At 32.0% G+C, this 15,725-nt stretch carries 12 protein-coding genes and 1 pseudogene; 1 reads left to right on the top strand and 12 read right to left on the bottom strand.

Annotated features, from left to right (window positions below; translation table 11 throughout):
* Positions 1-8 precede the first annotated feature (8 nt).
* From THYS13_RS05580 to THYS13_RS05610, 7 genes are all read right to left on the bottom strand, one after another.
* On the bottom strand, positions 9-1,316 hold the full coding sequence (locus tag THYS13_RS05580) for an ABC transporter substrate-binding protein (RefSeq protein ID WP_042833518.1): 1,308 nt from the start codon (positions 1,314-1,316) through the stop codon (positions 9-11).
* A 96-nt stretch (positions 1,317-1,412) separates the two neighbouring features.
* On the bottom strand, positions 1,413-2,063 hold the full coding sequence (gene fsa, locus THYS13_RS05585) for a fructose-6-phosphate aldolase (protein WP_042833519.1): 651 nt from the start codon (positions 2,061-2,063) through the stop codon (positions 1,413-1,415).
* A 119-nt stretch (positions 2,064-2,182) separates the two neighbouring features.
* Entirely contained in the window at positions 2,183-3,508 is a 1,326-nt protein-coding gene (locus tag THYS13_RS05590) for an ATP-binding protein (RefSeq protein ID WP_042833520.1), read from the bottom strand.
* Between the two features lie 493 nt (positions 3,509-4,001).
* Positions 4,002-4,775 carry an inositol monophosphatase family protein gene (locus THYS13_RS05595; RefSeq protein WP_042833521.1) on the bottom strand — a complete coding sequence of 258 codons (774 nt, stop codon included), beginning with the start codon at positions 4,773-4,775 and terminating at the stop codon, positions 4,002-4,004.
* A gap of 3 nt (positions 4,776-4,778) precedes the next feature.
* On the bottom strand, positions 4,779-5,729 hold the full coding sequence (locus THYS13_RS05600) for a metallophosphoesterase (protein ID WP_201035657.1): 951 nt from the start codon (positions 5,727-5,729) through the stop codon (positions 4,779-4,781).
* Positions 5,730-5,741: 12 nt separating this feature from the next.
* A complete protein-coding gene (locus THYS13_RS05605) occupies positions 5,742-6,503 on the bottom strand; it encodes a hypothetical protein (protein WP_052210469.1) in 762 nt (253 codons plus the stop codon).
* A 14-nt stretch (positions 6,504-6,517) separates the two neighbouring features.
* Positions 6,518-8,101, bottom strand: a complete 1,584-nt coding sequence (locus THYS13_RS05610) for an APC family permease (protein ID WP_042833523.1) — start codon at positions 8,099-8,101, stop codon at positions 6,518-6,520.
* A gap of 277 nt (positions 8,102-8,378) precedes the next feature.
* Here THYS13_RS05610 and THYS13_RS05615 point away from each other — a divergent pair.
* Positions 8,379-9,656, top strand: a pseudogene (locus tag THYS13_RS05615) (transposase).
* A 239-nt stretch (positions 9,657-9,895) separates the two neighbouring features.
* On the opposite strand, the gene THYS13_RS05620 reads toward THYS13_RS05615, so the two are convergent.
* From THYS13_RS05620 to THYS13_RS05640, 5 genes are all read right to left on the bottom strand, one after another.
* The gene (locus THYS13_RS05620) at positions 9,896-10,675 is read right to left on the bottom strand and encodes an SDR family NAD(P)-dependent oxidoreductase (RefSeq protein ID WP_042833524.1); all 780 of its coding nucleotides are present in this window, start codon (positions 10,673-10,675) and stop codon (positions 9,896-9,898) included.
* A complete protein-coding gene (locus THYS13_RS05625) occupies positions 10,665-12,167 on the bottom strand; it encodes an FGGY-family carbohydrate kinase (RefSeq protein ID WP_042833525.1) in 1,503 nt (500 codons plus the stop codon). Before THYS13_RS05625 ends, THYS13_RS05620 begins: the two co-directional genes overlap by 11 nt.
* The gene (locus THYS13_RS05630; protein WP_042833526.1) at positions 12,164-12,961 is read right to left on the bottom strand and encodes a BtpA/SgcQ family protein; all 798 of its coding nucleotides are present in this window, start codon (positions 12,959-12,961) and stop codon (positions 12,164-12,166) included. Before THYS13_RS05630 ends, THYS13_RS05625 begins: the two co-directional genes overlap by 4 nt.
* An 18-nt stretch (positions 12,962-12,979) precedes the next feature.
* Positions 12,980-13,744, bottom strand: coding sequence for a DeoR/GlpR family DNA-binding transcription regulator (locus THYS13_RS05635; protein ID WP_042833527.1), 765 nt, complete (start codon positions 13,742-13,744; stop codon positions 12,980-12,982).
* A 469-nt stretch (positions 13,745-14,213) separates the two neighbouring features.
* A complete protein-coding gene (locus THYS13_RS05640; RefSeq protein WP_042833528.1) occupies positions 14,214-15,626 on the bottom strand; it encodes an ATP-binding protein in 1,413 nt (470 codons plus the stop codon).
* Positions 15,627-15,725 lie beyond the last annotated feature (99 nt).

Consider the following 15,725-nt stretch of genomic DNA (forward strand, 5'->3'; position numbering starts at 1 on the left):
TGTTATTTTTAGTGTACAAATTGACTTACACTGTTTTTTATTTCCTCTGTTATATCAAAGGCATTTTTGTTATTCTCTATTCCTGCTTTTATTTTTGTAATCACTGTGTTGTTTATTTTTCTCCATCCGCCAAATTGTGGAATAATATTTGTATAATTAGTAGCTAATTCAATTCTTTTCATTTTGTCATCTTCAGTAACTTTATCTTTTTTAACTGGTACATAACCTAATTCAATAACCTTTTGTTGGTCTTCTGTAAGAAACTTTATAAATTTATACTCCATCTTAAGCTTTTTTTCATCTTTTTCCTTCTTTATACCATAGGCATATATTTTAGGTGATAATGTCAATGGTATGCCACTTTCACCTTCAGGGTACATAGCTACATCAAACTCAAACAGCTTTCCTTTTGATTGTAAATTTTTAAGCTGTGCTATTTTATAGCTTTCTTCTATTAATACAGCAGTGTTTTTAGTAGTAATAAAGTCTTGCCATAATTTTTCTCTGTCTTCCTCAAGTGAAAGAGGATTTACCACCTTGTATTTATTGAATAAATCCAAAACTTTTTGCACCCCTGAAACTGCTTGAGGGCCAAAAAAAGAATACTTTTCTTTGTCAAAAGTCCTCGCACCATCTAAAAGTAAAAACCCCCATAAATTATAGCTATCAGGCGCGAGAGAAAGACCTAATCCATAAAAATATTTTTTATCCTTTTTTCCTTCAGTGTAAGTGAGTTTTGTCATACTATCAACAAATTCTTCGTAATTCCATTCCCCATTTTCAGGCAATTGAATTTCTTTTTCGGCAAACATATCAACATTTAAAAAAAGAACATTAGTATACATTCCTAAAGGCATTCCATAAATATTGCCTTTATAACTTATAGCATCAATAACGCCTTCCTTGTATTGTTTCTTAAACTCTTCATTTACATATTTATTGATAGGACTTAAATAATCCTTTGAAATAAAATAAAAATCTGCCCCAACAGGTAAAATATCTGGCAAAGAGCCATCTTTAGAAGAGTTAATCAGTTTTTCATATCCGTCTTTGTATGAAAGAGGCTCAAAATCTATTACCACACCCGGGTATTTGTACTGAAATAATTCTATTTTCTTTTTTATAAATTCAAGTCCTCCCGGGTCTTTAATTGAAGGATGAGGAAAATCCCAAAAAGTTATTATCCCCTTAAACTCCTCTTCTACCTGATTTTTTTCTTGTATTTGTTCTTTTTCATAAAGATTCATATAGTAAGGCCAATATATAAGAAAAAATATCACTAACAAATATAACAAAATAGTAAAAGGCTTTCTCACATTAACCACCTCTTACTATCTATATTCTCAAAATTACTCTTAAATAACTTAAAAAGCAGGATAGATTTCCTAATTCTACCCTGCTTTTTTATCAATTTATATTTTAAGTCCTGCTTTTCTCCAATCCTCTTTGAATCTTTCTATTCCCGCATCTGTAAGCGGATGTTTTACCATCTGCATGAGCACTTTATATGGTACTGTCGCTATATGTGCCCCTAGTTTTGCTGCCTGTAAAACATGTATAGGATGTCTTACACTTGCAGTTATTATTTCTGTATCTATGTCGTAATTATTGAATATCGTAACAATATCCTCAATAATCTGCATCCCATCTGTATTTATATCATCAAGCCTTCCTACAAAAGGACTTACATATGTCGCACCTGCACGAGCTGCAAGTAATGCTTGATTTGCTGTAAATATTAACGTCACATTTGTTTTAATCCCTTCTTTTGAAAGAACATTTACTGCTTTTAGGCCTTCAGCTGTCATAGGAATTTTTATTACTATATTTTTATGTATCTTTGCCAATTCCCTTGCTTCCTTAATCATACCCTCATGGTCATCGCTTATAACTTCTGCACTTATAGGACCATCTACAATTTGAGTAATTTCTTTTACTACCTCAATAAAATCTCTTCCTTCTTTAGCAATAAGAGATGGGTTTGTAGTAACACCTGCTATTACACCTAATGCATTAGCTTCTCTTATTTCGTCAACATTTGCAGTGTCAAGAAAAAATTTCATCACTTCATCCCTCCGTTATCAATTTATTTACCTTTATTATATATCTAACTTTAAAAAATTAAAAGCCATGCTTTATAGTTATGCAATTTTATTTTATTTGTAAAACAAGCTTCAAAAACTCAAACAGTATTCTTAGATAATTCATACCTTAAATGGTCTATAAATTGCTTTGCACTTCTTGGAGACCTTCCATTATGCCATATAGCCCATTTCAATGCTTTTTCTTTTAAAAAATTCCATTCTATTTCTATGTTGTGCTTTTGAGCTAATCCTTTAACAATTTTTAAATACTCTTCTTGGCTGGGTGAAACAAATGTAACAGTTATTCCAAATCTATCACTTAAAGAAAGTTTCTCTTCTCTCGCATCTGTATTGTGAAGTTCGTTGTCCTCTATATTCTCTGTGACAATATGCCTTCTATTTGACGTCGCATAAATTACCACGTTTGAAGGTAAAACCTCTACTCCACCTTCTAATATCGACTTAAGTTCTTTATACTCCACTTCACTTTCATCAAAAGATAAATCGTCAAAAAACAATATAAATTTCATTCCTCTGTCTTTAATTATATCAATTATGTATGACAAATCACCTACATCATTTTTGCTAATTTCAATAAGCCTCAAGCCTTCTTTGTAAAATTCATTGAGCAAAGCCTTAACAGTAGAAGACTTTCCAGTACCTTTATCGCCGTATAAAAGCACATTATTTGCAGGAAAACCTTTTAAGAGAGCTTTTGTATTTTCTATAACTATTTTGTGTTCTTCTTCATATCCTATCAAATCCTCAAAGGTTATAGGGTCAACATTTTCTATTCCTTTTAATTGTCCTGACCCATTTTCTGTAACCCAGCGAAAAGCTTTATACTTTCCAAAAATGCCACATCCGTTTGAATGGTAATAATCAGACAGATATTCAGCAAATTTATCTTCTCTCAGTTCCCATAAATCCTCTAATGTGTGACTAGTGTTGAGAATTTCCGTGAAACTAATCTTTGACTTGAAAAAGCTCCCATCAATATACCTCTCAAAGTCAGGCAATTCCGTATTTAATGAATTATTTACGCTTTCCGCTATGTTTATAGAGCAAAATTCCTTTAAAATCCCTATTTCTTTTTCGACAACCTTAATCATTAAATTGCTTACGGCATCAAAACCATATTTTTCTGAAATACGGCTAAAGGGGTTTTCATCGTAAGCAATTTCTTCTGCTAAAAAAGTAGGCCAAATGTTTTTATAAATTCTCCTTTTAAAAGCATATCCAGTAATATCTTTGTAAAAACTGCTATATTCAGCATAAATAAACTCAATAGAAGGTTTTTCTTTCGAAAGCTCTTGTAAAATTTTAATTGCTTTTCTTACCAGACCATGATTAATGATATTTCTATAAATCACTATTTCATTTAACCTATTTAAAATATTTCTTAATTTTTCTTTACTTTCCAATTATATCATCTCCTATACCGTACTTTGAAAAATTTCTACTTTATCCCTTTATTATTTTATTAAATTATATCATAAAAAGATATTTTCTAAAATTTATGTTGTCATACCCCCATCATTACATATGGAGTAAAAGGTTAAAGAATATTTTATTAAGCACCCACTCACACCCGTAAATAGCTTACTTGTTTAAATTTATCATGTGCCTAGCACACACAAAAAGAGAGCCTTATCCTGAAGGCTCTCAGATTGTAAACAAACCTTCCTAAAGAAGATATTTTGAAATAAGGAGTAATTTGTTACAAAGCGACTCGGCACTCAAGTAAGTATGCTTGTTTTTTCTATTTTTGCACTATCAAACTCTCCTACTTGAGTGCCGGGAAACTTTGCAAGACCGAGGATAAATATCTCCTTTGAAAAATTTTTTAATTTTGTCAACAAACTGAGAGATATCCTGAAAGCCCTGATTTTTATTCTAAAGTAAAATAAAATTTCACTAATTATTTAAAACTTTCAACATTTGTGCGTGGAGAACAGGATTTGCAGCAACAACTTCTCCACGTTTAAAGAAATTTTCCTCACCTAAATAATCAGTAATTATTCCTCCTGCTTCGCGCAATATTACAATACCAGCTGCAACATCCCACGGGCTAATTCCCTTTTCCCAATAACCATCCAATTGTCCACAAGCTACTCTACAAAGATCGAGAGCTGCTGATCCATCGCATCGAAGAGATAAACTACGAGTAAGAAATTGCCTCCATTGTTTAGCATTATTATCAGGATTTTGCCACGCATCATAAGGAAAGCCCGATGCTAGAACTGCCAATCCCAATTCTTTTATTTTAGAAACATGAATTGGCTTCCCATTATAAGTCGCACCACATCCTTTTTGAGCTATAAACATTTCATTTAAAATCGGATTATAAACAACTCCCAAAATTAATTCTCCTTCTTTCTCTAAAGCAATTGATATAGCTACAAACGGATATTGTTTTATATAATTAGTAGTACCATCTAAGGGATCTATAATCCATCGCACATTTGCTTTGCTGTTAATTTCTTTGCTTTCTTCTGTAAGAATACCATAATCAGGGAAATATTGTTTTAAAAGTTGTATTATAAGAAATTCAATTTTTTTATCTATTTCTGTAACTAAATTAATTGTTCCTTTCCGATAAATTTTAAAATTTTTTTTATTCCAACCATCTTGAAGAATCTCTCCTGCTTTTTTTATAATATCTACTACAATTTCTTTCTCATCTTTCATCTTTTATCCCACCGTCAATTGATATGAAATTTTTTTCTTTTTTTCATCAATTGTTATTAATGCACCTCGCAGTACTCCATCATTATATTCACTTCCAGGGTTTATGCAGACAGTTTTACCTAAACGGACTATACCTGCTGATTCATGCACATGCCCATGTAATCCAAGAGTCGGCTGATATTTCATAATTAAATTCCTAACAGCTTTACTGCCTACCCCTGTCATCACGATTTGCCCGGCTTCTACAACAGGTTTAAGATTAGAATCCAATTTAGGTGCTTGATCAATCGGGGTATTAAAAGGAGGAACATGAATATTGTATATAGAAATTCCCTCATATGACATTTTATCTGCTAGAACAGTCAATCTTTCTTCTAGCTCTTCTTCAGATAATTCCCGCGGGCTATTCCACGGCGTAGGATTAGCAAATCCAAATGTAAGCATTTCAACACCAGGTGCTATTTCAACGACTTTTTCTTCCGGATTTATAATAAAATCCGATGACTTCAATACCTCATCCACAATAAAATCATCATCATTTCCCGGGGAAATATATACTTTAATATTTAATGGTTTCAATCTTTCTTCAGCTAAAGCAAACCATTTTTCTAAACTTTCTTTTATCGCTAATCTAAAAAGTCTCTCTTTCCCTTTAGGCTCAGCCTCAATCTCAGCTAACTCCTCTGTAGTTGTTATATACGGATAATAACCATTAAAGCGAATTTCCTCAATTAGCACGTTCAATTCATCCTCAGCTACTTCTCGAGGGCGATTAGAAATTACAGCTCGATACATTTTATTTGCATTTTTTATTATTGGAATAATTACTTTACCTGTTATATCACCACCTAGGATTAGCACCTGAGCATCATAAAACTTTGCAGAATTTATAAATTTTCTAAAACAACGTTCCGAACCATGAATATCAGTTGTAAAAAAAATTTTGAATGGCACAGTCATCCTCCTTTACCGTTTTATTTCTTCTGGTTCATCATACCAACGAATTCTCCGCCCTATAATATTACGCAATTTCCATTTAATTGATTTTGGAGCTCCTTGGATAGCATTGTAAATCCATTTGATATTAGATTGAATTCGCTTTAAATCATTAGTATCTTCCACAAATTCTGAAATCATAGATTCAATTATATTCAAATTATCCGAAATTGTAGTATACCAACCCCAATCATTACTAGTTAATTCAACTATATAATCCAAATCATCTTTTTCTATTGGAGTAACACGACCAAAATCATGGTCATAAAGAAGCATTATAACATCTAGGATATCTTTCCTATTCAACTGATGAATTTGTAATTTAGTGAGTAGCAAATCTGAAATAGGTAATGTTGTTGAGGATAAAGATAATCTTTTTTCAAAATTGAGTTTATGACATTGCTCGAATACGCCAATAAAAATATCTGCTTGAAGTTCTTGATTTTCTCCAAAGTAAAAAAGCATACGTGTGGCTCCATGAAGAGCATTAAAATATTGATCATCTTTCCACCCTAATTTTTTAAAAACTTCTGTTAAATAGCGTGCTCCTTTAGGATTCACAGCAAAATCCAAATCTTTGTATTGGCGTTGAAATGCTGGCAACTTCCTAGCAGTAGGGGAATTAAAATAAAACGCTAATCCTCCTAAGAGGCGGAGAGTAGCTCCTCGCTGTTCCGCCTCTTTTATTAATTCTATTGCAAGATTGAGAAGTTCTTCTACAGAATAACTCATAACATCACTCCATATCACTCTGGTGGTATTTCAGAAAACACTTTGCTTATATCGATACCTTGTCGTTTACGAATTGAGGTTGCTATAAAATACCATATTGATGCTAAGATTGGAACAGAAAATGCCTCGATCATAGCTATAGGAGTAACACTAAGACCAAATTGTGAAGTTGAAAATGCAGCAATTAACACAAACGACCAACTCAACATTGTTATTAATCCAGCAATAGTCATAACAGGAATACCACCGATCTTACTTCTAACAACTTCGGGAGCATTATCATATAAATCTTTGCGTTTATATGGGAATATCACCGCTGCTAATCCAACAACAACAAAAGCTAAAGCCATGACAGCAATAATATTAATCAAATAATTGCTTAATCCTCCATATATATTTAAAAAGTTAAGAATTTCAATAAAAATCCCCATTATTATAGTGGCATTAACAGGAGTATGAAAAGTAGAATGAACGTCTGCTACCCAACTTGGTGCCAAGTTGTCAAATGCCCAAGCAAATAAATTACGTGTACCTAGCATAAAACCAGCTGGAGTCCACCAAATTATACTTAGCATAAATGTTAAAGCGATTAAATCTTTAATTATTGTCGGTAAAGCAAAAAATTTCGTTAGAGATGGAAGTATATACGTTACATTAGAAGGCATTTTGTCCGGCGCATTTATTCCTATATATGAGAGACTAGAAAAAAGTTCAAATCCAACTGTTTTATATACCAAGAAAGACCCAGCAGCATATAAAATTGCTCCAACAATTAATCCGCCTAATACAGAAATCACAACTGTTCGCCTTACATTTTTAAGTTCACCGGCAAAATAACCGCTCCATTGAAATCCTGTTAGATTTTGAAAAGCCCATAACATCGCTAATATAGTCATTCCCCAATTAAGCCCTGTTGGTACAGAAAAACCAGAATTTTTAGCTAATTCGATAATCTGCGTAGGATTTGTCTTAGTAATTTCAATAAAGTTTTTTACAAAAACATCGTTAGGTGTTACTAATAAACCAATAAACCACAACGCCATTCCTGCCCATACTACAATAAACAGAATTCGCATAAATTTAGCAACAAACTTAGTACCTGGAATCATCAAAAATGTGAAAAGTATAGTTAAAATAGTAGCTACTATAAATTGATTTGCTGGAACATTAAACCATTGGATAACATTCGGTGACCAATCCATTACATAACCAGCTGCAGGTCCAAAAAGAGTCATCATTGTAGTAAAATTGAATGACACCCAATTTACAAAAACAAAGGTTAATGTCACATTAACTACAAATCCTAAAAAAGGGCTCAGAGTTCGGCTTACCCATACATAATCGCCACCAGAACGTGGCATTGCCATTGTAAAATAAATATATACGGCTCCAAACCCTATGAGAAGTAAAGTTGCTCCTAAAATAAACGCCAAAGCAACATTAGCACCCGGGAAAGCAGCTGCACCAAAATTTAAAGCCTGTGAAATTCCTACAGGAATTAATATAGCTGCAAAAACTAAATTAAATGCATCAAAAGCTGTTAATTCTCTTACTAGTCCCGTAGCATTTCGCACAAACATATGAGACTGGTTTGACATTTTTACTCCTCCTTTTCTATTGAAATAAATCTAAAAAATAATTAATATAATATAATATATAATATTTTCAAAAAATATAAATTCCCTATTCACCCCTTTGCTTTTTTTATTATAGACTTGTGCAAAATTCAGAAGCGTTAATTTAAGCCATTCTACAGACATACTTTTTTCCTATCACTCTTGAATTTTTTATCTTTTATGTAGGATTTCCCCTCCCATTTGTCGAATTATTATATATACAGCATGAAAATATTTCTTAAGGAGGAGGAAATCCTACATGTACCAGCTTCAATTACTTTTAAATATACCTGAACTCTTTACTTCTCTGTCTAAAATTGATTTCTATTCTTCTATGTTTGAAAATCTTGACCTGTCTTCAATACCTGAATTCCCTTCCTCTAGTCCTGGCCGTAAGGGTTATTCTCATCATGCAATGTTTAGAGCTTTTATTGTCATGAAAGCTGAAAGATTCGGCACAATTTCTGACCTTTTAGATTATCTCCGCAATAATCTTATCATTGCTCATCTTTGTGGCTTTAACATCCTTAAACCTCTTCCTTCTTATTGGACTTTCCGCCGTTTTATTAATGACTTCTCTCATGATTATTTGACCTCTATCTTTCAAAATCAAGTCAATATCCTCAAAAATATGGGCATTATCTCCGGTGAGTTTATTTCCATGGACTCTACCCCTATTAAAGCTAACACTAAGTTAAATAACCCTAAGTCTTTTTCTAAAAATAAATTCTCTAAAGATAATCAGCCTAAGTCTTTTTAGGATTGTAAATTAGGCGTTTATTCTGCTTCTAATGATTCTTCTAATAAACGCTATAAGTTTTATTGGGGCTATAAAAATCACATTATTGTTGATGCTATCTCTGGTTTACCCATCGCTGAAACTACTACTCCCGCTGATGCCCCTGATTTTGAAGTTGCTTTGTCTTTACTTGAGAAGACTAATAAGTGGTTTAACCTTAAGTATGTTAATTTTATTGCTGATAAGGGGTATGATGTTAAGAGAGTTTATAATTATGTTAGAGATACTCTCCATGGTCATTGTTTTATTCCTCTTAACAAGCGTAATTCTAAAAATCCCCCTCTGACTGATGATGGTTATATCGTTTGTGAAGCAGGTATTAAAATGCTCAAAGACGGCAAGCAATATTTTGATGGTTTTATTAAGCAAAAATTTGTTTGCAAGTTCTGTAATTCTAAAGATGACTCTGCCTGCCCTATAAAGCATCCTAAATATTTTAATGGCAAAAAGCATAGAGGCTGTACTAAGTATGCTATTATATCTTCTGATTATAGGTCCTCTATTAATAGAGACTCCCTATATTTTAAGGCTGTCTATAAACTAAGAGTAGAATCAGAAAGATATAATTCTCGATTTAAAGCTCTGGATTTTGAAAAAGCTTATGTTAGAAATATTAATTCTGTCAGCAACCTTAATACTTTTGGCCATATTACTTTGCTTACTGTTGCTATTGTAGCTATTAAACTGGGTAAATTTGATGAGTTTAAGTCCCTTGTTGGTCTGATGCAATCGGCTTAACTTTTGCTGAATTTGGTTCATGCCACTTTTTAACATTTGACTTCTACAGGATATTTATGCCCTTTTTTAGCTCCTCTTTTTGTCTTTTCTTTTCCCTTACCACTTCCTTTATGTTTGATTGTCAGTTTTGATTACTTTATATTGTATGTCATACATATTTTGGCTTTTGTTCGTGATTATTTTTATTAATTTTGCACATCCCTATATTTAATTATTATAATAACCAGGATTAACTAGCTTTAATGCATACAAGCTCCTCCTGTTACATTTATAGCTTGGCCAGTCATAAAGTCAGCATCATCAGATGCAAGAAATAGGACAACTCTTGCAACATCTTCTGGATAGCAAAGTCTTCCAAGAGGTGTTTGCTTTATATATTCTTTTCGTACTTCCTCTGGATCAGATATGCCTCTTAATTTTGCTTCCCAAATAACTTCTCTATCTTGCATTGAAGTTTTAACAAATCCTGGACATACAGCATTCACATTTATTCCATATGGTGCTAATTCCTTTGCAGCAGCTTGGGTAAATCCAATAACAGCAAACTTTGAAGCAGAATAATGTGCCAAAAGAGGCGCTCCTATTTTCCCAGCCATTGACGCAGTGTTAACTATTTTCCCTTTTTTTTCTTTAATCATGTATGGTACCACATATTTACTTACTAACCATACACCTTTAGCATTTACATTCATATTAAAATCCCACTCTTCTTCAGTTAAATCCCAAAAATAGTTCATTGTAGAAACTCCAGCGTTATTTATTAAAATATCTATCTTTTGGAAATCTTTTATAACTTTTTCAATAACTTTTTCTACCATTATTTCTTTAGTAACATCAAGTTTATAAGTTTTTATTACTTTAGCAACATTACTAAGTTCTTCTGCAGTTCGTTCCAACTCATCAATATCTAAATCTGATAAAGCTAGCAATGCGCCTTCTTCGGCAAATCCTTGAGATATTGCTTTCCCTATTCCCTTTGCAGCTCCTGTAATAAAAACAACCTTATTTTCAAACCTCATCTAATTTCCCCTCCTTAATATTGTAAAGCTCTTCATAGAGCGGTTTCAAAATTTCGTATAATTTTCTGTAAATATAATAATATTTCTCATATTGCGAATTACTTTTTTGATTTGAAATTACTATTTCCGATTCTGTAATAAATTTATCGATTTCATTCCAATTTTTAAAAATTCCCACAGAAACACCTGCCAGAAAAGCAACTCCGAGAGAAGAGCCTGGGTTATTTAATATATATTTTACATCAGTCCCCACTACATCGGCCGTAATTTGTCTCCAAAGTGGATTTTTAGCTCCTCCATCGGATATAAAAACCCGTTTAATTTCAAGTCCTATTTCCTTAAGCACCTCAATATGATGTTTGAACCCAAAAGCAACGCTTTCTAAAATTGACCTAAAAATGTCACCGCGATTATGATGAAGACCTAATCCAAATATTACACCTCGAGCCTTAGTATCAAAAATCGGTGTTTTTTCTCCTAAGAAATACGGTAACGTTAACAGTCCTTTAGATCCTACGCTACTTTCCATTGCCATCTTTGTAAGTTCATCATAGCTTTTTTCTTGTACAATGTTCATATACCATTTAACTAATGAACCACTTGCTGCCATGCACCCATTTAATATATATTTTGATGGAATATCATGGTAATCAAGAAACAATCTTCTATCCATCTTTAATGAATCAGTAACAAACATTATATCTCCTGCACCGCCAAATTTTAGTAGGAGATCCCCTTCCTCTCTAAGACCTACAGCAAGTGAAGAAGCTATATGATCTGCTGAACCTGCTATTACGGGAACGCCAGCAGGAAATCCTATTTCTTTTTCTATTTCTGGAATTGTTTCACCAACTATTTCGATTGGTTCAAAAACAGGCGGAAGAATTCCCCTTTTAATATCAGCAACTTCTAAAATATCATCATGCCATTTTTTCTCTCTTACAAACCACATCCCACTTTCTAAAGCCCAGTTCATCTCAACATGAGGATTCCCGGTAAGTTTTGTAGAAATAAAATCATATGATCCCATTATCCATCGAGTTTTATCAATGTTTTCCGGTTCGTGTTTTTTTAACCATAAAATTTTAGGAAAAATAACTTGTTGATTTAAGGTATTTGCCGTTTCCAAAAAATACTCATCTTCTTTAATAATTTTTTTTAGTTCTGCTATTTCGGCCGTAGAACGAGCATCATTTTGTTGAATAGAATTTCTTATAGCATCTAATTTTTCATCAATCAGAACCAAAGTAGGGACCATCCCTGTTATACCTATCGCTGCAATTCTATTAGATAATTTTTTTTCGGATATTTCTTTTAATATTGATTTTACACTATTCCACCATATATTGGGATCTTCCTCTGCAAAACCAGGTTCAGAAGAAATAAGATCGTGCGGTCTAGAAGTCTCAAATAATACATCGCCATCTTTACTTATGAGAATTGACTTAACACTTGTTGTTCCTATATCAATACCCAAAGCAAGATCTTTCATCTCAAATTTTCCACCTTTTTCATGAAGTTTTTCACGCGTTCTTTATCAACTGGATTCCATGTGATCCCATCTTTTTTCAATCCTGTTCCCACTATAACACCATCTGCAAATTGTAAAAGCTCATGCACATTATTAACATTTACTCCTGTGTTTACAAAAATAGGAACCTTCGCGTTTTCCCTAACTTTCTTAAGCATTTCAGCAGTAGGAGGAACACCTGTCATAGGACCAGATACTAAAATTACATCTGCCAGAGAAGAAAAAGCTACACTTTTCGCTATTTCTTCAATAGGTCTTCTATCCAAATTATAAGCAAATTCAGCTGAAATGTTAAAAAATACTGCAACTTCATTTGCATCTAATAATTTCTTATATCTATAAATATCTCCTATATTTGTATTCCATAATCCCATATCTGAAATATACGTTCCAGTTAATACTTCTCTAATAAACTTTGCTCCAGTTGCTTTAGCAAGTGCAATAGCTGCTGCTGGATCCCACAGTACATCAATACCAAATGGTACTTTAATTTCCTCTATTATCTCTCCAATCACCCTTCCCATCGTAGCAACAGTAGCATAATCTGCATGTAACCTATATGGCCTATCATTTTCATTACAAAACATTACAGCATCTATTCCACCATCTTGAAGATTAACTAGATCATTTCTTACTCTTTCAACAATGCTCTTTATACCAGATGCATCTTCATAAAGTGGAGAACCGGGTAAAGGTGGAAAATGTACCATTCCAATTACAACTTTATCCTTTTTAAATATTTTATTTATATCCATATTTATCCTCCTTCTTAATTAGAAAATTATAGAAATTCCTTTGTCTTTTAGGCGACCTACTATATCATCAGAGAGTGGAACATCCATAATTATTGCATCGAAAACATCTAGGTCAGATACTTTAATAAATGCATCTTTCCCGTATTTTGTATGATCCGCTAAAAGATATCTCTTTTTTGATAATTCAATCATTTTTCTCTTAATTCCAACTTCAAAATTAGAAGAATTGAAAGTACCATCGATATTCCAGCCATCCGTCGCTAAAAATGCTTTTTCTACACGAAATTGTTTTAAAAAATTAACTGTATCGTCTCCCCCTATACTATAATATCCAGATCTCACCTCCCCGCCCGCCAAAATTGTTTTAATATTTGGATGCTTCGCAAGCTCCGCTGCAACTTTTACATCCACCGTAACAACTTTTAAACCTTTTTTACTTCCAATTATTTTAGCAAGATAATAAATAGTTGTCCCTGAATCAAGAAAAAGAGAATCACCATCTTCAATCAGATCCAATGCCATTTTAGCTATCTTTTTTTTCTCATCAACCATTTGAGAAAGTTTAAGATCAAACATTGGTTCAACACCTGATTTTTCTAATGAATAAATTACTCCTCCTCGTACTCTTTGGAAAGGAAAGGTATTCTCTTGGGATAGATTTATAAGATCTCTTCTAATCGTCGCCTCAGACACACCCAATGCTTCTGCAAGATATTTTGTTGATGCATTACCTTCACTTGAAAGAATTTCAAATATTTTTTGAATTCTCTCTGCTTTGTTCACAACTCCACCTCTTGTTCACATTATTGTTCAATAAAATGATTGTAATTGATTGATTTATGTTCATTTTAATTCTCTTTAGAAAATATGTCAAACTGTAATTTTATTTGATTTTGACTAAAAAAACTTAAATTTATCTTTATATAGCTAAATATATCATTAATTATAGTTATTTTAAATTTTTACTCAAAATTACGCTATTAATCTATCTATTTTCAATTAATTCCAAATAATTTAAGCAATAATTCTAAATTTTTTTGAACAAAAGTATTTTGTTTTTTTATAAATTTTTCAGTTTTGAACATTAATTTGCTCTTTTAAGTACTTTTTTGCCTTTGTAATGTATAATTAATTACCATCTGGAACATTTTTATTGAAAACTATCTCTACAATATATTATTTGTAATGGTGGTGATAGACACTTTAAATCAACTAGGTTAAAATAAAAAAGGCTTAATTAAGCCCTATAACTTCAAAAATTGAAAATTGTTCTTTCAGGAAAAGTGATAAGAATCAAATTTTCAATTTCTTCGGCAAAACTCAAGAATCTTTCTGTAAATCCTGATTTACTAAATATAATATAATACTCCTCGGCTTTATTTTTTGCATTTACTTTACTTGCTTTTTGCTTTAGAGAGTAGAACAAATCAATATCTACTTTAGAATTTGTATATTTGCATTCGCCATAGAGAAGAGAGCCAGTTGTTGTATCTATTCCTACAATATCAATTTCATTATTTTTATCCCACCACTTTCCAATTTTGCTTATTTTCAAAGGTAGCTCTCCTTTTTGTGACAATTCCAAAACATATTCCTTGCAGATATCTTCATATACGAAACTTATGTGCTCAGTTATAATTCTTTTCTTTATGTTTCCTAAAACAAATTCCATATTATCAAGTTCTAGTTGTTCCTTGAAAGGATAAACAAATTTAAACCAGAAATTCAAAAAATTATCATTTATAAAATATAATCCTTTTTTGCTTTTTTCAGGATATTCTTCTGTTACAGGAGTCTCTCTCCGCAGTATATCCAAGTCTATCAGTGTATTTATATATTTAGTCAGTCTTGTCTGAGGAACGGAAAGGGTTTGAGCTATTTGTTGAAGTTTATGATTGCCCAAAGAAATACTCTTAATGAGAGAGAAATAAGTACCAATATCTTGAATCTCCCTTTCAAGCAAAAACAAAGGTTCTTCATATAAAAAACTTTGCCTATTTAGCATATTTTCTCTTATAGCCTCAAAAATATCACCTTTGTAATTAAATACTTCCAAATACCTTGGAACTCCACCCAATATAGCATAAAGCCAGATAAGTTCATCCTCTGTCGACTGTGGGAAAAACTCTTTTAAATATTTAAATTTTAAGGGCTTTAATTTTATTTGACCAGTTCTCCTTCCATACAATGGGCTTGAATAATTTAGAACATGCTGTTCCATCATATTTACTAATGAACCGCAAACAATAAAAAAGATATTCTTTCCTTTTAACTTTTCATCCCATATCTTCTGCAAAATTGATGCAAAAGATGGATTTACTTTGCAAAGATATTGAAATTCATCAATAACTATGACCAGCTTTTCATTTTTTACGTTATTAGCTATAAATTCAAAGATTTCATCCCACATAATATTTTGGGCTTTTTCTAGTAAGCTATTATTAAAAAACTTTGCCACCAAAATTTTAAAATTATTAATATTTTGACTCTCTATTTCTTCAGTTGCTAAAAAATATATAGCTTTTTTGTCTTTTATAAACTCCTTAATGAGCGCAGTTTTGCCTACTCTTCGCCTTCCATAAATAACAACAAATGAGGACCCTTCTTTAGAGAATTGAGTTTCTAGAAATTGAATTTCAGCTTCTCTATTAACAAATTTTTTCACAATTTTTCACCTCAATATTATTATACCACAAATTATTATACTTAAAAGTATAATAATTAACATATTACATATGAAAAGATACTTTTCAGTTTCTTATCT

This window comes from Thermoanaerobacter sp. YS13 (assembly GCF_000806225.2).
Classification (GTDB): Bacteria; Bacillota; Thermoanaerobacteria; order Thermoanaerobacterales; family Thermoanaerobacteraceae; genus Thermoanaerobacter; species Thermoanaerobacter uzonensis.

Bases quoted from the DNA above. Each gene is read 5' to 3' on its own strand.
- THYS13_RS05630 (WP_042833526.1), bottom strand. From the start codon at position 12,961: ATGGATATAAATAAAATATTTAAAAAGGATAAAGTTGTAATTGGAATG.
- fsa (WP_042833519.1), bottom strand. From the start codon at position 2,063: ATGAAATTTTTTCTTGACACTGCAAATGTTGACGAAATAAGAGAAGCT.
- THYS13_RS05620 (WP_042833524.1), bottom strand. From the start codon at position 10,675: ATGAGGTTTGAAAATAAGGTTGTTTTTATTACAGGAGCTGCAAAGGGA.
- THYS13_RS05595 (WP_042833521.1), bottom strand. From the start codon at position 4,775: ATGAAAGATGAGAAAGAAATTGTAGTAGATATTATAAAAAAAGCAGGA.
- THYS13_RS05605 (WP_052210469.1), bottom strand. From the start codon at position 6,503: ATGAGTTATTCTGTAGAAGAACTTCTCAATCTTGCAATAGAATTAATA.
- THYS13_RS05610 (WP_042833523.1), bottom strand. From the start codon at position 8,101: ATGTCAAACCAGTCTCATATGTTTGTGCGAAATGCTACGGGACTAGTA.
- THYS13_RS05625 (WP_042833525.1), bottom strand. From the start codon at position 12,167: ATGAAAGATCTTGCTTTGGGTATTGATATAGGAACAACAAGTGTTAAG.